This window comes from Williamsia muralis, from assembly GCF_051487485.1.
In the GTDB taxonomy this organism is placed as follows: Bacteria; Actinomycetota; Actinomycetes; order Mycobacteriales; family Mycobacteriaceae; genus Williamsia; species Williamsia muralis_B.
This window is the reverse complement of record NZ_JAHVCV010000005.1, coordinates 353,366-370,128: the sequence shown is the minus strand read 5'-3', so window position 1 is coordinate 370,128 and position 16,763 is coordinate 353,366. Positions and strand designations below refer to the sequence as shown.

Below are 16,763 nucleotides of genomic sequence, written 5' to 3'. Positions count from 1 at the left end.
CTAGCGAACCGGGATGGACTCGGCCCGCATCGCATCCTTGACCTGGCCGATGGTGAGCTGACCGAAATGGAACACCGAGGCGGCCAGCACCGCGTCTGCCCCGCAACGCACCGCAGGGACAAAATGTTCCAGCGCGCCCGCTCCGCCACTGGCGATCACCGGGACCTGCACCGCTGCCCGGACGGCGGTGATCATGTCGAGATCGAAACCGTTCTTGGTGCCGTCCGCGTCCATCGAGTTCAACAGGATCTCTCCGACCCCGAGGTCCTGGCCGCGCCTGGCCCATTCGACCGCGTCGATGCCGGTGCCCTTACGGCCTCCGTGGGTGGTGACCTCCCAACCCGACGGGGTCGGTGACTCACCGTCGGGCACAGTGCGGGCGTCGACGGAGAGCACGATGCACTGCGATCCGAAGTGCCGGCTCATCTCGCCGAGCACATCGGGATTGGCGATGGCGGCGGTGTTCACACCCACCTTGTCCGCACCGGCGCGCAACAGTCGATCCACGTCGGCGACCGTGCGGACACCGCCGCCCACGGTGAGCGGGATGAACACCTGATCGGCGGTGCGCTTGACCACATCGAGCATGGTGCCGCGGTTTCCACTGGAGGCGGTGACATCGAGGAACGTGAGCTCGTCGGCCCCGTCCGCGTCGTACGCGGCGGCCAGTTCCACAGGGTCACCGGCGTCGCGCAGGTTCTGGAAATTGACCCCTTTGACCACACGGCCGGCATCAACGTCCAGACACGGGATGACCCGTACGGCGACCGTCATCGGTACTTCTCCTTCGGAACCTCGAACGCACGTGGATCGCCGAGCTGCGAGATGAGCTCGACCAGTTCGCCGTGCACGCCCGGCCCAGCGGCCAGGATGGACGGCGAGTTGACCGTCCACGGGTCGCCCGCGAGGTCACTGATCTGGCCACCAGCAGCCAGCACCAGCGCGGCCCCCGCCGCGTTGTCCCAGGCGTGGTGGCCGAAGCTGATCGCGCCGTTGATCTGGCCGCCGGCGGTCAGAGCCAGGTCGAAGCCGGTGCTGCCGAACAGACGCAGTCGAGCGGTGCGTCTGCTGAGTTCGCCGAGCAACTCCACCCGGAAGGACCCGGGATAGCGCCCGCGGCTGTCGAGGTTGAATGCACCGAACGCCAGCATCGCCTCGTCGAGCCGAAGGGTCGGCAGCGGATCGAGCAGCTTGCCGTTGCAGGTGAGTCCGCCACCCACGAACCCGGCGTACTTCAGATCCGAGAGCGGGAGCCATGTGAGTCCCAGCACCGGCAGTCCGTTGTGCAGCAGCGCCAGCAGGATCCCGGCCACCGGCACCCCGGCCGAGTAGTTGAACGTGCCGTCGATCGGATCGACCACCCAGACGGTGCCTTCGGTGAGGTCGGGTCCGCCGTACTCCTCGCCGTGCACACCGATACCGGTGCGCTCCTGCAGTTCGGCCGAGATGATCCGTTCCAGTTCCAGATCGAACTCGGTGGCAAAGTCGGTGTGCCCCTTGGTGATCGCGCTGGGTGCACCCAGGCCATCGCGAAAACGGCCGGTGACCGAGTCGAGCACGTCGGCCGCGGTGGCGAGCAGACGATTCGGATCGAGGTCGGCCGGAAAATCGGGGACGTCGGTGGCGGTCATGCGGGTTCGACGTTCATGACGACACCGCCGCAAGCGCCTCCACCAGAGTGAACCGCCCGGCATAAAGCGCCTTGCCCACGATGGCGCCTTCGACGCCAGCGTCGACCAGTCCGGCGATCGCGACGAGGTCGTCGAGAGTCGACACCCCACCTGAGGCGACGACGGGGGCATCGGTCTTCGAGGTGACCTCGCGCAGCAGTTCGAGATTGGGCCCGGTGAGGGTGCCGTCCTTCGTCACGTCGGTGACGACGTAGCGGCTACAGCCGTCGCGCTCGAGCCGGGTCAGAACTTCCCACAGGTCGCCGCCGTCGGACACCCAACCCCGCCCGCGGAGCCGGTACGAGCCGTCGACGAACTGGACGTCCAGGCCCACCGCGATCCGGTCGCCGTGTTCGGCGATCGCGCGCGAGCACCACTCTGGGTTCTCCAGCGCAGCGGTGCCGAGGTTCACCCGCGCACAACCGGTGGCGAGCGCCGCCTTCAGGGAATCGTCGTCGCGGATACCGCCCGACAGTTCGACCTTCACGTCCAGCTCACCGATCACCTCGGCCAGCAACTCGCGGTTGCTGCCCCGGCCGAACGCCGCGTCGAGGTCCACCAGATGCACCCACTCGGCACCGTCGCGCTGCCACGTCAGTGCGGCCTCCCGCGGAGAACCGTAGGACGTCTCGCTGCCTGCGGCACCCTGCACCAGCCGCACCGCCTGGCCATCGGCCACGTCGACCGCCGGAAGCAGTTCAAGTCGTGAGCTCATGCTGTGTGTCAATCCCTTTCGGTGTTCTTCGGGTCGATCTCGGCATCGTCGGCATGGGCTGCCCGGTCGACCATCCGGTTGGCCACAATACCCATCGCCGCCACCGCGACCACCAGCGCCAGCAGCGCGACGACCAGGGCGGCCAGCGGCGCGACCTGCGCCAACCAGATCACCACCGGCACCGAGAGCACCAGAACCGCCGTGCCGGCGCCGAGTGCGAACACGGCGAGCCGGGCAAACGAGAACTGGCGCGCCGGGCTCATCGCCGTCCGCGTGTGATCGCGGTCGGGCAGGTCGGGCTCACTTCAACGACCGCACCCAGTTGCGCAGGAGCCGGGCTCCGGCGTCACCGGACTTCTCCGGGTGGAACTGGGTCGCACTCAGTGGCCCGTTCTCGACGGCGGCAAGGAATCGACCACCGTGTTCGGACCACGTGAGCTTCGCGGGTTTGAAATGTCCCTCGGAGTGCAGTTCCCACGACTGCGCCGCATACGAGTGCACAAAATAGAACCGCTCCTCCGGGGCCATACCCTCGAACAGGACCGAATCCGGTTCGGTCTCAACGGTGTTCCATCCCATGTGCGGGAGCACCGGGGCCTGCAGCGCACTGACCGTTCCCGGCCACTGTCCACACCCGTCGGCCTCGACACCGAACTCGACGCCCCGTTCGAACAGGATCTGCATCCCGACGCAGATACCCAATACCGGGCGACCGCCGGCGAGCCGATCATCGATGATGCGGTCGCCTTTGATCTCGCGCAGCCCTTCCATACATGTGGCGAAAGCTCCGACGCCGGGCACGACGAGTCCGTCGGCCTCCAGTGCCGTGTGGGCGTCCGAGGTGACCGTGACGTCGGCACCGGTGCGCTCGAGCGCTCGCTGCGCCGAGCGCAGATTGCCTGATCCGTAGTCGAGAATTGCGACTGTGCGGCCTTCGGTGCCGCTCTCGGTGTTGCTCACAGCGCACCTTTCGTCGAGGGAACCCCGCTCACCCGTGGGTCTGGTTCCACCGCAGCCCGTAGAGCGCGTGCCACTGCCTTGAACTGCGCCTCGGTGATGTGGTGGGGGTCGCGTCCGTACAGCGTGCGGACATGCAATGCGATCTGTGCGTTCATCGCAAGGGATTCGAAGACGTGCTTGTTGATGACCGTGTGGTACGGCACACCGGGATTGCCACCGATCGTGCTGGTGAGGAGGTGGTCGGGTTCTCCGGTGAACACGCAGTAGGGCCGGCCCGAGACGTCGACGATCGCCTGCGCGAGCGTCTCGTCCATGGGAATCCATGCGTCGCCGAAGCGGCGGATACCCGACTTGTCACCCAGCGCCTGCCGAATCGCCTGACCGAGCACGATCGCGGTGTCCTCGACGGTGTGATGCGCCTCGATCTCCACGTCGCCCTTCGCCGCGACGGTCAGGTCGAAACTGCCGTGTGCCCCGAACGCGGTGAGCATGTGGTCGTAGAAGGCCACTCCGGTGGAGATCTCGGTGACGCCGGTGCCGTCGAGGTTGATCTCGACGGTGATGGATGATTCGCGGGTGGTGCGCTCAATCCGAGCGACGCGAGCCTGAGTTGTCATTGTTGTTGTCCTCCTACGAGGTCGGAGCCGGCCAGTTCGGCACTGCGTGCCAGCAGCGCGTCGTTCTCGGCGGGCAGGCCGATGGTCGCACGCAGATGCCCGGCGATGTGCATGTCCCGGATCAGTACGCCGCCGTCGAGATAGTGCTGCCAGCTGGCGGTGGCGTCGGCGAAGTCGCCGAACAGGATGAAGTTGGCGTCGGAGTCGATCACGTGGAAGCCGAGGTCGGTCAGTCCGGCGGTGACCCGTTCGCGCTCGGCGACGATGGCCGCGACTCCCGCGAGGGTGTCGTCGGCGTGCCGCAGTGCCGCGCGCGCGGCAGCCTGCGTGATCACCGAGAGGTGATACGGCAGACGGACCAGCAGCAGGGCGTCGATCATCGCCGGGTCGGCGGCCAGGTAACCGAGCCGTCCTCCGGCGAAGGCGAACGCCTTGCTCATGGTCCGGCTGACAACAACCGTGGCCGGGAACTCCTCGATCAGCGCCACAGCGCTCGGTGCCGCGGAGAACTCCGTATAGGCCTCGTCGACGATGACGATGCCGGGCGCGGCCGCCGCGACTGCCCGCATCTCGTCCAGCGGTATCGAGCCACCCGTCGGATTGTTGGGCGACGTCAGGAACACCACGTCGGGCCGCAGTTCCTCGATCGCGGCCAGTGCCACGTCGAGGTCGAACGAGAAGTCGGCGCTGCGCTTGGCTTCGATCCAGGTGGTGTCGATGCCCGTGGAGATGATCGGATGCATCGAGTACGAGGGTACGAATCCGAGTGCCGTACGTCCGGGCCCTCCGAAGGCCTGCAACAACTGCTGCAGCACTTCATTGGATCCGTTTGCTGCCCACAGGTTCTCGACACCGAGCCGGACGCCGGTCCGGGTGGTGAGGTATGCGGCGAGATCCGCGCGCAGGGCAACTGCGTCGCGATCGGGATAGCGGTGCAACTGACTTGCCGCAGCACGCACCGATTCTGCCAGGTCGTCGACCAGTGCCTGCGACGGTGGGTGCGGGTTCTCGTTGGTGTTGAGCCGATAGGGGACTTCCAGTTGCGGTGCGCCATAGGGTGATTGGCCCCTCAGCGACTCGCGGAGCGGAAGGTCGTCCAACCCGATGCGGCTGCTGGGAGCGCTCACCACTGCTCGCCGCCGGTACTGTCCACCGCGCCGGCGAACCGGAGTCGGACAGCTTCGCCGTGGGCGGGCAGATCCTCGGCACGCGCAAGTGTCTGGACATGTCCGGAGACCTCTTTGAGAGCGGCCTCGTCGTAGTCGATGACGTGGACCCCACGCAAGAACGTCTGTACCGACAGACCCGAACTGTACCGAGCCGACCCCGATGTGGGCAGCACGTGATTGGAACCCGCACAGTAGTCACCCAGACTGACCGGCGAGAAGTCACCGACGAAGATGGCGCCGGCGCTGTGCACCTGCGCCGCAACACTCTTGGCGTCGCGAGTCTGGATCTCCAGGTGCTCGGCCGCATAGGCATTGACCACCCGCAACCCCTGTTCGATGTCGTCGACGAGGATCACACCTGACTGCGATCCGCCCAGTGCGGTGCGTACCCGTTCGCTGTGTGTGGTGCGCTCGATCTGTACTTCGAGTTCGGCCTCCACGGCATCGGCCAAGGCCGTGCTGTCGGTGACCAGGACGGACGCAGCCATCACATCGTGCTCGGACTGACTGATGAGATCGGCGGCCACATTGACCGGGTTCGCCGAATCGTCCGCGAGGATCGCGATCTCGGTGGGCCCCGCCTCCGAGTCGATACCGACAACGCTGCGGCACAACCGTTTTGCGGCGGTGACGTAGATGTTGCCGGGGCCGGTGATGAGGTCGACCGGATCCAGGTCGGTGCCATCGGTGTCGGTGCCGCCGTAGGTGAGCAATGCCACCGCCTGCGCGCCGCCCACCGCCCACACCTCGGTGACCCCGAGGAGCGCGCACGCCGCCAAGATGGTCGGGTGTGGCCTGCCGCCGAACTGTCCCTGGGGCGGGGAACTGACCACCAGGGTGTCGACGCCGGCTTCCTGGGCAGGCACCACATTCATCACGACGCTGGACGGATACACGGCGTTGCCGCCGGGCACGTACAGACCCACGCGGCTCACCGGGATCCAGCGCTCGGTCACCGTTCCGCCCGGACTGACCTCAGTTGTCACATCGGTCCGACGCTGGTCGGCGTGCACCTTGCGAGCCCGGTCGATGGATTCGGTGAGCGCGGCGCGGACGTCCGGGTCGATGTCGGCCAGGGCCTGGTCGATCAGCTCGGTCGGGACCCGCACGGTGTCGGGTGCGACGCCGTCGAACTTCTTCCCGTACTCCAGGGCGGCCTCGGCCCCGCGGTCGCGGATCGCGTCGATCACCGGCTTGACCTGTCCGAGGACTGCGTCGACGTCGGTCGCGCCGCGCGGCATCGCCCGGCGCAGTTGAGCAGTGGTGGCACGGGCACCGCGTAGGTCGGTGCGGGCAAGCATCGGCGAATACTCCTGACGGGTGGGTCGGCGATCCATAGTGCTACGGATCTGAGTTCAAGGATATGCGGTGCGGCCAGCCGTTTTCACCGGCGGCCCTAGGATCAGCACATGGTCTTCGTCGTCCGCCTGCTGATCAACGCCATCGCGATCTGGATGGCCGCGGCGCTCGTCACCGGCATCTCCATCGCCACCGACGGCCGCGACACGTCCGCACAGGTCCTGATCGTCCTGTTCATCGCCCTGGTGTTCACCGTGGTGAACACCGCGATCAAGCCGGTGGTGAAACTGCTGTCGATCCCCCTGCTGATCCTTACGCTGGGCTTGTTCACGCTGGTCATCAACGCTTTGATGTTGCTGTTGACTGCGTGGATCACCGACTCCACCGAGTTCGGGCTCAGCATCGACGGGTTCTGGACCGCAGTGTGGGGGTCGGTGATCATCTCGATCGTCAACTTCCTGCTCGGCGCGCTTGTTCCCGATCGCAGATCGAGAGATCGCAGACAGGCGCGTCAGACGTTCAGATGACGACCGCCGGGTTCACAGCGTCGAGTTGTCGATGACAAACCGGTAGCGGACGTCGGAAGCGATCACCCGCTCGTAGGCCTCGTTGATCTGCTGTGCGGGGATGACCTCGATCTCCGAACCCAGATCGTGCTCGGCGCAGAAATCCAGCATCGCCTGGGTTTCGGCAATGCCACCGATCATCGAGCCGGCCAGCGAACGCCGGTTCGCGGTCAGGGACATCGCCCGGACGGAGATCGGCTTCTCCGGCAGCCCGAGTTCCACCAGCGTGCCGTTCAGCGCGAGCATGCCCATGTACTTGTTGATGTCGAAGTTGACCGACACCGTGTTGATGATGAGATCGAACTTTCCACGCAGTTGCTTGAACGTCGCCGGGTCGTCGGTGGCGTAATAGTGCTGCGCGCCGAGCCGCAGTCCGTCTTCCATCTTCTTGAGAGATTGCGAGATCACACTCACCTCGGCGCCCATGGCCGCAGCGATCTTGACGCCCATGTGGCCCAGTCCGCCGAGACCGATGATCGCGACCCGCTTGCCCGGCCCCGCACCCCAGTGCCGCAAAGGCGAGTAGGTGGTGATCCCGGCGCACAACAGCGGAGCTGCCACATCGAGCCCCAGAGAATCGGGGATGCGGAGCACGTAATTCGCATCGACCACCACTTCTTGGGCGTATCCACCGGTGGTCGGTTCGCCGTTGCGACCGGTCGAGTTGTAGGTGCCGACCATCCCGCGCCTGCAGTACTGCTCCTGGCCGAGGACACAGGCCTCGCACTCACGGCATGAATCGACAAAACACCCGACGCCCACCCGGTCGCCGACCTGGTACTTGGTCACCTCGGAACCGATCTCCGAGACGGTTCCCGCGATCTCGTGGCCGGGCACGACGGGGTAGGCGGTGTTACCCCATTCGTTGCGAGCGGTGCGGATGTCCGAGTGGCAGATCCCGGCGTACGCAACCGCGATGCGAACATCGTGCGGACCCACCTCACGAGTGTTGATGGTGGTGGGGACCAGCTCTTCCGTCGCGGACATCGCGGCGTAGGCATTGACGGTCGGCACGTGTTCTACCTCCAGGGGATTGGCGTGGGTGATGCGAATGAATGGCGTCGAGCGCCGTATTCAGTCGAGCGCCGTATTCAATCGTACAGACGCATATGTCCCCGGTCCCGTTCGCCGAGTTCGCGCGAACGCAGGCCTTGCGTTCATGTGTAGGAGTTGCAGAACCTGCGGACGGACACAAATCCGGCCTCTGCGTAGAACTAGTCGCTGACCCAATCGAACCCGAGGTCGAGTGCGATGACCGAGTGGGTCAACGCTCCGACAGCGAGGTAGTCGACACCGGTTCGGGCGTAGTCCTCGGCGACATCAAGACTCAGACCACCCGAGGACTCGAGTTTGGTCTTCGGCGACCGCGAGTTCCTGCGCTGCACGGCCATCTGGGTCTGCCACAACGGGAAGTTGTCCAGCAGCACCAGCTCCGCCTCCAGTCCCAGGGCCTCGTCGAGCTGTTCGAGCGAGTCCACCTCGACCTCACACGGCAGGTCCGGCGCCGCGGCACGCACCGCCTGCAGGGCGGCCGTGACAGAACCCGCCGCGGCCACGTGGTTGTCCTTGATCAGCGCAGCGTCGCCCAGGCCCATGCGGTGGTTCTCTCCCCCGCCACACCGCACCGCGTATTTCTGGAGCGATCGCATGCCGGGCAACGTCTTTCGAGAATCACGGACTTTGGCGCCGGTGCCGTCGAGCTCGGCGACCCACTGTGCGGTGGCGGTGGCGATCCCCGACAGGTGACACAGGAGGTTCAATGCGGTGCGTTCGGCGACAAGCAGTCCGCCGACCGGGCCACGCAATGTCGCGACGACTGTGCCGGGTTCGACCACCGCGCCGTCCTCGAGGCGGTCGAGCACCTCGTACGCGCCGCTGCCGATCACCGCATCGAACACCTGCAGTGCGACGTCGAGGCCGGCGAGTACACCGGATTGCCGGCTGCCGAGTGCCACGGTCGCAACGGCTCCCTCGGGAACCGTTGCGGCCGTGGTGACGTCGGGTCCGTAGCGCAGATCCTCGTCCAGTGCGGTCGCGATCAGCGCGGCGACCTCGGCGGTGCCGGCAGGGTTGTCCGCCGTCACTCCCCCGACCCCGGGTTGCCGATCTCGATCATCCGCTGCACGCTCAGCCGGGCGCGCTCGGCCGTGGCGGCGTCGACGTGCACCTCGTCCTTGCCCTCGGTGAGGCAACGCAGCAGAGCGGCCGGGGTGATCATCTTCATGTACGGGCAGGACGCGCGGTCGTTGACTGCCTGGAAGTCGACGTCCGGAGCGGCCTTGCGCAGCTGGTGCAGCATGCCGACCTCGGTGGCCACCAGCACCTGGGTTGCGCCGGTGGCGCGGGCGGCGTCGAGCATCCCACCGGTGGAGAGGATCTTGACCTTGTCCGCCGGTACGAAGCCCTCGCCCGCGAGGTAGAGAGCCGAAGTGGCGCAACCACATTCGGGGTGCACGTACAACTCGGCGTCCGGGTGGGTCCGGGACTTTTCCGTCAGCTCGTCACCGTTGATTCCGGCATGCACGTGGCACTCGCCGGCCCAGATCTGCATGTTCGTGCGGCCGGTCACCCGCTTGACGTGGGCTCCCAGGAACTGGTCAGGGAGGAACAGCACCTCACGGTCGGGGTCGATGGAGTTGACCACGTCGACGGCGTTCGACGACGTGCAGCAGATGTCGGTGAGACCCTTCACCTCTGCTGTCGTGTTGACGTACGAGACGACCACCGCATCCGGGTAGTCGGCCTTCCAGGCCCGCAGGTCCTCGGCGGTGATGGAGTCCGCGAGCGAACATCCGGCCCGCTCGTCCGGGATGAGCACCCGCTTGTCAGGGCTGAGGATCTTGGCCGTCTCCGCCATGAAGTGCACGCCGCAGAAGATGATCTCATCGGTCTCGGCCTCGGCCGCGATGCGCGACAGCGCAAGGGAGTCGCCCACGTGGTCGGCGACGTCCTGGATGGCAGGCAACTGATAGTTGTGGGCCAGCAAGGTCGCGTTGCGTGCCTTGGCCAGGCGCTTGATCTCGGCGAACCATTCGGGCGTGGGGTCGACTCCGGTGTAGAGAGGTGCGGTAGAGCCGATCGGGAGTTCCGTGGTGGTCATGTCCAACCACCTCCTGTTCGTGGCGCCGACCTACGGTGGCCGGCCTGGGATTCTGGGCTGGGGTTTTCGACTGTAGATCGAAAACCTCGACCCGATCGTAGCACTTGCCCGCCGCGGACCGCCGAAAGGCCGCGTCCGCGACCCCGTCGACATGGTCAAACAGGGCACCGGACACCCACTACACTCGCAGCCATGCCTGCGCCGAGCGTCTTCCATGAAGTGCTCTGCGCCGTGTTCCAGGTGCGCGAATCGGGTGACTCCGCCGCCCCCCAGCTCTCGGTTCTGCTGTGGCAGCGGGCGTTCGACCCGCAGGCCGGGTCGTGGTCGCTGCCCGGCGGCGGCCTTCGTGCCGACGAAGACCTCAGGACCTCGGCGCTTCGGCAGTTGGCCGAGAAGGTCGACGTGCGCGAGGTCGCCCACCTCGAGCAACTGTCGGTGTTCTCCGACCCCACAAGGATGCCCGGACCGCGCGTCATCGCGTCCTCATATCTCGGCATGGTGCCGTCCGACTCACAGCCGAATCTGCCACCGGACACCCGGTGGCACCCGGTCTCGCAACTACCGGCGCTCAGTTTCGACCACAGCCAGATCGTCGAACGGGCACGGTCGAGACTGGCTGCGAAGTTGTCGTACACCAACATCGCGTTTGCACTCGCGCCCGCCGAGTTCTCGATGTCGGCACTGAGCGACATCTACTGCGCCGCCCTCGGCTACCCGGTGGACTCCACCAATCTGCTGCGCATCTTGTCCCGCCGCGGCGTGATCACCGCAACCGGAACAGTCGGGCGGACCGGCCCATCAGGCGGGCGCCCACCGGCGCTCTACCGTTTTGCCGACAAGCAACTGCGCATCACCGACGAGTTCGCGACGCTCCGCCCGCCGCCCTGACCCGACGCGGCGGCGTTCACCCGGTGCGCGTGTGTTCGGCCAGTTTGGCCAGGAGAACCGCGAGGGAAGCGACCTCGTCGTCGCTGAGCGCGTCGAAAGGCAAGGGCGCCGGATCCTCGACCGCTCGTGCCGCATCGAGCATCTCCCGCCCCGCCTCGGTCAGCGACACCACCTTGCTGCGCCGGTTGGCCGGGTCCGTTCGACGGTCCACCAGTCCCCGCTGCTCCAGCTCTGTCACGGCCACCGTGGCGGCAGGTGCATCCACCGTGGCCGCCGACGCCAGCTGTTTCATGGTGAGCGGACCCCCGTCGAGCCGGCTCAGCATCCGGAATCGACTGAACGGCAACCCCGTTTGGTCGATCACCGCGCGGCGCCACGTCTCGCGGTTGCTGTGCACCAACGACGTCATCGTGCGCCACACCTCGTCACGCTGATCCCCCATCACCGGCTCCTTCCACCGGCGTGGGTGTGATGCGTCGGCTGGACAATCGGCTTCTCGTCCGACTCGGCGAACAGGTCGGCAACCCGCGACGTGGTGCGGGCCGACGCCTCAGTGGTGGAGAAGATCCCCAGTCCTGCGATGGTGAGGGCGAGTGCCGCCGTCACCCACCACAGCGGAGCCATCGCGGAGACGGACACCGGTGACTCCGGCCCGGCCGCGATCATCGATCCGGCGATGGTCCCCGACAGCGCCACCCCCACGCTGATCCCGAGTTGGCGGCTCGTCGATGCGATCGCCGACGCAGCACCTGCGCGTTCGCGCGGCATCCCGCTGACGGCAGCCGTGGTGATCGGCGCGTTCACGGTTCCGAAACCGACCCCGAACATGCCGAAGACGATCAGCATCTGCCAGTTGGGAGTGTTCGGTCCCAATTGCGTGAGCAGGCTCGATGCCAATGCGAGCATCACACCCGCGAACACCAGGGATGGGCGCGTTCCATAGCGGCCGACCAGGCGGCCGGACAACGGCGAGCAGATGATCGTGCCGATCGCGATCGGCAGGAACATCAGACCTGTCTCCACCGGGGAGTAGCCGCGGATGCCCTGCAGGTAGATCGACATCATGAACAGGAACGCGCCATAGGCGGCGAAGGCGCAGATGCCGGTGACGGTGGCCGCCGAGAACGGGATGCTGCGGAAGAACCGCAGTTCGATGAACGGGTCGGTCCGGCGCAGTTCGTAGACGCAGAAACCGCCGAACGCGACGATCGCCACCACAAAGATCCCGATCGTCCGCCAATCGGTCCAGCCCATGCCCGGTCCTTCGATCAACCCGATGACAACACCGGCCATGAACGTGATCGCCAGGCCTTGTCCGATGGGGTCGAGTCCGCGAACGCGTTGCGACTTCGATTCGGGCACAACAACGATGGTGGCGATCACCGCGATCAGGCAGATCGGGAGGTTGATCAAGAACACCGACTGCCAACTGAACAGATCGATGAGCACGCCGCCCACGATCGGGCCGAGCGCCATAGAGACCCCGACCACCGCACCCCAGACGCCGACCGCCCGAGCACGTTCGACCCGGCCGGAGAACGTCTGGGTGATGATCGACATGGCCACCGGGTTGAGCATCGAACCGCCCACCGCCTGGAGGAATCTGGCAGCGATGAGGACCTCGACATTGGGTGCCAGGCTGCACAGAAGCGAGCCGAGAGCGAACAACGTCAGGCCGATCTGGAACACCCGCCGCCGCCCGAATCGGTCCGCAGTGGTTCCGGCGAGCATCAGCAAACTGGCCAACACCAGCGTGTAGACATCGATCACCCACTGCAACTCGGTGGGCGTGGCTCCGAAGTCACTCCTGATCGACGGGATCGCGACGTTGACGATGGTCGCGTCCATAGAAACGATCAGCAGGCTGAGACAGCAGGTCGCGAGAATCGCCACCTTGCGATTGCGGCTGAGATCCTCGACTGGTTTGGTCACGAAACTATTGTGAAACTACAACTGTTTCTGCGCAAGTGCCTGTGCAGCACGTCACCCTCGGTGCGACGTACTCGCTTCGACGGGTGCATCCTCGTCGGTCGTCGACTCGCGGGGTTCGCCGCGTTCGAGGGCGACCAGCAAGATGATGGTGACCAGCGCGGTCAGAGGCGCGATCACCAGTAGTGCCCACGAGAATCCGACTCCGCCGGAGATGTCGAGCTGGGCGCCGACGATGCGCAGACTGGGCGCCTGAGTGAACTCCTGCCCTACCGCCACTCCATCTCGTCCCGAAAAACGAAGTCGCGCAATGGCATCGCCCACCCATACCGCCCCGATACCGGCGGTGATCGTCGACAGGGTCAGCACCACCACACCCAAGGGACCACGGAGTGACGGAGATACCCAGAGCACCACGGCAAGCACCACACCGGCGGCCAGTGCCACACAGAAGAAGATCGCCAGGGCGGAGAACTCGGTGCCGGCGTCGCCGATGGCCACCGCCCGGCCCGATTCGATCACCCGGCCGTCGATGCCCGGGGTGAGCAGGCCCCAGATCACGCCCCATGCGATCGCGACCAACACAATCCCCGCCACGACCAGCGCGGCCGCCGATGCAGAAGGCGACAACGCCCGGCGCGAACCGGTCAACGCTGTGCCAGCTCCACCGAGTCGACCGTGCCGTGTCGTGAACAGCGCGCCGACCATCCGTCAGGACGGACCTGAACGACCATCCGTCGCCCACACTGGCCGCAATATCGCGGCGGCTCCAGGCCCAACTGCGCGGCCTTGGGCACCGAGTCCGGGTGCTCGAGCTCCAACCGCACGCCCGTATACACCCCGAAGGTGAGAGGCGCGGCCAGCGGCGCGGGGATGTCGGTCATCGTCGGAGCGTCCTTGAGATGCGAACTGTCAGATCGAGTCGTTGAGGGCCTTGATCGGCATCTGCAGCTCTTCGAGCAGATCCAGATCGGTCTCGGCCGGACGGCCGAGGGTGGTCAGGTAGTTACCGACGATGACCGCGTTGATCCCGCCGAGGATGCCCTGCTTGGCGCCGAGGTCACCGAGCGTGATCTCCCGGCCGCCGGCGAACCGCAAGATGGTGCGCGGCAGCGCCAGGCGGAAGGCGGCCACAGCTTTGAGCGCCTCTGCGGCCGGCAGGACGTCGAGGTCACCGAACGGGGTGCCAGGACGCGGGTTCAGGAAGTTCAAGGGAACCTCGTCGGGATCGAGTGCCGCCAGATCCGCTGCGAACTCGGCGCGCTGCTCGAGCGACTCGCCCATGCCCAGGATGCCGCCGCAGCAGACCTCCATACCGGCCTCGCGAATCATCTTCAGCGTTCCGAACCGCTCTTCCCAGCTGTGGGTGGTGACCACATTCGGGAAATGCGACCGCGCGGTCTCGAGGTTGTGGTTGTAGCGGTGTACACCCATCGCCTTGAGCTCGTCGACCTGCTCCTGGGTCAACATGCCCAGGCTGCAGGCGATCTGGATGTCGACCTCAGCGCGAATGGCCTCGATACCCGCCGCGACCTGAGCCATCAGACGCTTGTCCGGGCCACGGACCGCTGCCACGATGCAGAACTCGGTGGCGCCGGACTTGGCGGTCTGCTTGGCGGCCTCCACGAGAGCCGGGATGTCGATCCACGCGCTGCGCACCGGTGATGCGAACAAGCCGGACTGCGAGCAGAAGTGGCAGTCCTCGGGGCAACCGCCGGTCTTGAGCGAGATGATGCCCTCGACCTCGACCTCCGGCCCGCAGTGCTTCATTCGCACGTCGTGCGCGAGCTGCAGAAGATCAGTCAGTTTGTCGTCGGGCAGCTGCAGGATCTGCAGTGTCTGCTCTTTGTCGAGCCCTTCACCGCGTTCCAACACCTGCTCGCGCGCGACGTCCAGAATGTCTGTGCGTACTGGTGCCTGGGTCACGTGGGGCCTCCCTCTTGTCATGAGTATTGCGGTCTCAGTGTGCCCTATCACCGTGGGCGGTCAGTTTGGGGTGGGACACATGGCAGTCAGCCAATCGCGATCGAACCATCCAACTGCCTGCGCCACGAAGGCCTGCCGGTCTAAAGTACCCGCCCCGGCGGACACTTTCCCGACGATGGGCACGCCGGTGACCTGCGGCAAGTCCTCGAGATTCGACCGCTCGGCAAGATCCGGCTGGGTGGGCCAGGACCCGATCACCACCCCGGCACACTCGAGTCCCGCCCCGGTGATCGCGCGGACGGTGAGCTCGGTGTGGTTCAGACTGCCCAGTCCCGGTGCAGCGACCACGAGTACACGCGCACCGATGGCCGCGGCGACATCGAGCATGGTCAGATCGGGAGCCAACCGGACCAGCACACCGCCGGCGCCCTCGACGAGAACAAGATCGGACCCGGCCAGACCATCTACTATCGCGACGATGTCGGACAGCTGCACCGGCTGGGCGCCTTCGTTGCGGGCCGCACGCTCGGGGGCCAGCGGATCCCGGAAACGGGCACCTTCCGCCGTTGTCCTGACCCCGGCGAGACGCACCACTTCATCGATGTCGCCGGGATCGTCCGGACCGACCCCGGTCTGGGCGGGTTTGCACACGGCGACGTCGAGGCCACGAGCCATCGCCGCCGCAGCCAGGGCCGCAGTGGTGATGGTCTTGCCCACTTCGGTGGACGTACCGGTGATGACCAGATTCACGGATCAGAGCCCGTTCAGCACAGAGGTCACCACGCCGGCAACCGTGCGGATGTCGTCGTCGGTGAGGTCGGCGCGCACGGTGAGACGCAGGCGAGAGGTTCCAGGCGGTACGGATGGCGGCCGGAAACACCCGACCAGCACACCCTGTTCGCGACAACGTCGCGCCGCCAGCAGAGCCTGTGCCGGATCGCCCACGATGATCGAGACGACGGCGGCCTCTGGCGGTTCGCCGCCGCACAGGTGCGCCAGCAGTGCCGCGTTCGCCCGTACCCGTTCGGCCAGACCCGGTTCTTCGCGGAGCACGGCGAGGGCGGCCTGGGCCGCTCCCGCCGCGGCCGGCGCCAGCCCGGTGTCGAAGATGAAGCTACGGGCCCGGTCGATGAGGTGGTCGCGGACCGCCTCCGTACCGAGCACCACTCCCCCTTGTGCGCCAAGTGATTTCGAGAGCACGGTGGTGGCCACCAGATCAGGGGCGCCGGCCAGACCCACCTCGTCCAGCACGCCGCGCCCGCCGGAACCACGAACGCCCAACGCGTGCGCCTCGTCCACCAGCAGGATTGCTCCGTGCTCGCGTGCCGCGGCGTACAACTCGGCAACCGGCGCGATCTGACCGTCGATCGAGTAGACCGAATCGGTGACGATCATGGCCCGCTGTTCACTGCGTTCGGCGAGCTCCCGCCTGACGGCCTCGTGGTCGCCACGGTCCACCACCACCACTCGTGCGCGTGAGAGCCGGCAGCCATCGATCAGCGATGCGTGGGCGCCACCGTCGCTGATGATCACGTCTCCACGGCCCATCAGAGCAGCCACCGCCCCGACATTGCCGAGATATCCGGACGAGAAGACCAGAGCGGTCGGGTAGCCGAGGAACTCAGCCAGATCCTTCTCGAGCGACTCGTGCAGCGAGGTGGTGCCGGTGACCAGGCGCGACGACGTGGAGCCGGCACCCCAGGTGTCGAGCGCGGCATGCGCGCCGGCCAGCACCCGCGGGTCGCAGGACAGACCGAGATAGTCGTTGGACGCCAGATTGATCAGCGCGTTGTCGGCCACCCGGGGCACCAACGTGCGGTGCAGCCCGGCGGCCTCACGGACGTCGGCAGCCTCGGCCAGCCAGTCCAGGGCGCTGTCCGAATCGGTGTTTCTGTCGGTCGGGGCAAGTGGTTTCACTGACGAA

At 66.5% G+C, this 16,763-nt stretch carries 20 protein-coding genes; 2 read left to right on the top strand and 18 right to left on the bottom strand.

Going from position 1 to position 16,763, the window contains the following annotated elements; translation table 11 throughout:
* Genes hisF through hisD form a run of 8 tightly spaced genes read right to left on the bottom strand, consistent with a single transcriptional unit; the run spans nt 1 to nt 6,432 of the window.
* On the bottom strand, nt 1-774 hold the full coding sequence (hisF, locus tag KXR83_RS15995) for an imidazole glycerol phosphate synthase subunit HisF (RefSeq protein WP_023960971.1): 774 nt from the start codon (nt 772-774) through the stop codon (nt 1-3).
* The gene (locus KXR83_RS15990; RefSeq protein WP_437425643.1) at nt 771-1,631 is read right to left on the bottom strand and encodes an inositol monophosphatase family protein; all 861 of its coding nucleotides are present in this window, start codon (nt 1,629-1,631) and stop codon (nt 771-773) included. The genes hisF and KXR83_RS15990 overlap by 4 nt, the downstream gene beginning before the upstream one ends.
* A gap of 13 nt (nt 1,632-1,644) precedes the next feature.
* Nucleotides 1,645-2,385, bottom strand: a complete 741-nt coding sequence (gene priA / locus KXR83_RS15985; RefSeq protein ID WP_437425642.1) for a bifunctional 1-(5-phosphoribosyl)-5-((5-phosphoribosylamino)methylideneamino)imidazole-4-carboxamide isomerase/phosphoribosylanthranilate isomerase PriA — start codon at nt 2,383-2,385, stop codon at nt 1,645-1,647.
* Nucleotides 2,386-2,393: 8 nt separating this feature from the next.
* Nucleotides 2,394-2,648: a hypothetical protein gene (locus tag KXR83_RS15980; protein ID WP_023960977.1), complete on the bottom strand. Its 255-nt coding sequence runs from the start codon at nt 2,646-2,648 to the stop codon at nt 2,394-2,396.
* Nucleotides 2,649-2,685: 37 nt separating this feature from the next.
* Complete coding sequence (hisH, locus tag KXR83_RS15975; protein WP_437425641.1) at nt 2,686-3,345, bottom strand: imidazole glycerol phosphate synthase subunit HisH; 660 nt, start codon at nt 3,343-3,345, stop codon at nt 2,686-2,688.
* Nucleotides 3,342-3,962 (bottom strand): imidazoleglycerol-phosphate dehydratase HisB, encoded by a 621-nt coding sequence (gene hisB, locus KXR83_RS15970; protein ID WP_116914736.1) that lies wholly within the window; start codon nt 3,960-3,962, stop codon nt 3,342-3,344. Before hisB ends, hisH begins: the two co-directional genes overlap by 4 nt.
* On the bottom strand, nt 3,959-5,089 hold the full coding sequence (locus KXR83_RS15965) for a histidinol-phosphate transaminase (protein WP_437425640.1): 1,131 nt from the start codon (nt 5,087-5,089) through the stop codon (nt 3,959-3,961). The genes hisB and KXR83_RS15965 overlap by 4 nt, the downstream gene beginning before the upstream one ends.
* A complete protein-coding gene (gene hisD / locus KXR83_RS15960; RefSeq protein WP_437425857.1) occupies nt 5,086-6,432 on the bottom strand; it encodes a histidinol dehydrogenase in 1,347 nt (448 codons plus the stop codon). Before hisD ends, KXR83_RS15965 begins: the two co-directional genes overlap by 4 nt.
* 108 nt (nt 6,433-6,540) lie before the next feature.
* Between hisD and KXR83_RS15955 the strand changes: the two genes are divergently transcribed.
* Nucleotides 6,541-6,957, top strand: coding sequence for a phage holin family protein (locus tag KXR83_RS15955; protein ID WP_023960987.1), 417 nt, complete (start codon nt 6,541-6,543; stop codon nt 6,955-6,957).
* 12 nt (nt 6,958-6,969) lie between these two features.
* Here the strand turns inward: KXR83_RS15955 and KXR83_RS15950 are convergent, their stop codons facing one another.
* From KXR83_RS15950 to nadA, 3 genes are all read right to left on the bottom strand, one after another.
* The gene (locus KXR83_RS15950; RefSeq protein WP_437425856.1) at nt 6,970-7,983 is read right to left on the bottom strand and encodes an NAD(P)-dependent alcohol dehydrogenase; all 1,014 of its coding nucleotides are present in this window, start codon (nt 7,981-7,983) and stop codon (nt 6,970-6,972) included.
* 227 nt (nt 7,984-8,210) lie between these two features.
* Nucleotides 8,211-9,080 carry a carboxylating nicotinate-nucleotide diphosphorylase gene (nadC, locus tag KXR83_RS15945; RefSeq protein ID WP_437425639.1) on the bottom strand — a complete coding sequence of 290 codons (870 nt, stop codon included), beginning with the start codon at nt 9,078-9,080 and terminating at the stop codon, nt 8,211-8,213.
* Nucleotides 9,077-10,096, bottom strand: coding sequence for a quinolinate synthase NadA (gene nadA, locus KXR83_RS15940; protein WP_023960993.1), 1,020 nt, complete (start codon nt 10,094-10,096; stop codon nt 9,077-9,079). The genes nadC and nadA overlap by 4 nt, the downstream gene beginning before the upstream one ends.
* Nucleotides 10,097-10,288: 192 nt before the next feature.
* Here nadA and KXR83_RS15935 point away from each other — a divergent pair, with 192 nt between their 5' ends.
* The gene (locus KXR83_RS15935; protein ID WP_437425638.1) at nt 10,289-10,984 is read left to right on the top strand and encodes an NUDIX hydrolase; all 696 of its coding nucleotides are present in this window, start codon (nt 10,289-10,291) and stop codon (nt 10,982-10,984) included.
* A gap of 16 nt (nt 10,985-11,000) precedes the next feature.
* Here the strand turns inward: KXR83_RS15935 and KXR83_RS15930 are convergent, their stop codons facing one another.
* The 7 genes from KXR83_RS15930 to KXR83_RS15900 are packed head-to-tail and all read right to left on the bottom strand — an operon-like array spanning nt 11,001 to nt 16,756.
* Nucleotides 11,001-11,426: a MarR family winged helix-turn-helix transcriptional regulator gene (locus KXR83_RS15930; RefSeq protein WP_437425637.1), complete on the bottom strand. Its 426-nt coding sequence runs from the start codon at nt 11,424-11,426 to the stop codon at nt 11,001-11,003.
* Entirely contained in the window at nt 11,426-12,916 is a 1,491-nt protein-coding gene (locus tag KXR83_RS15925) for an MFS transporter (RefSeq protein ID WP_437425636.1), read from the bottom strand. The genes KXR83_RS15930 and KXR83_RS15925 overlap by 1 nt, the downstream gene beginning before the upstream one ends.
* A gap of 51 nt (nt 12,917-12,967) precedes the next feature.
* Nucleotides 12,968-13,564: a hypothetical protein gene (locus tag KXR83_RS15920; RefSeq protein ID WP_437425635.1), complete on the bottom strand. Its 597-nt coding sequence runs from the start codon at nt 13,562-13,564 to the stop codon at nt 12,968-12,970.
* Nucleotides 13,561-13,797, bottom strand: a complete 237-nt coding sequence (locus KXR83_RS15915; protein WP_030172909.1) for a hypothetical protein — start codon at nt 13,795-13,797, stop codon at nt 13,561-13,563. The genes KXR83_RS15920 and KXR83_RS15915 overlap by 4 nt, the downstream gene beginning before the upstream one ends.
* A gap of 28 nt (nt 13,798-13,825) precedes the next feature.
* Nucleotides 13,826-14,860, bottom strand: a complete 1,035-nt coding sequence (bioB, locus tag KXR83_RS15910) for a biotin synthase BioB (protein WP_437425634.1) — start codon at nt 14,858-14,860, stop codon at nt 13,826-13,828.
* Between the two features lie 39 nt (nt 14,861-14,899).
* Complete coding sequence (gene bioD, locus KXR83_RS15905; RefSeq protein ID WP_437425633.1) at nt 14,900-15,589, bottom strand: dethiobiotin synthase; 690 nt, start codon at nt 15,587-15,589, stop codon at nt 14,900-14,902.
* A 3-nt stretch (nt 15,590-15,592) separates the two neighbouring features.
* Complete coding sequence (locus KXR83_RS15900) at nt 15,593-16,756, bottom strand: 8-amino-7-oxononanoate synthase (protein ID WP_437425632.1); 1,164 nt, start codon at nt 16,754-16,756, stop codon at nt 15,593-15,595.
* Nucleotides 16,757-16,763 lie beyond the last annotated feature (7 nt).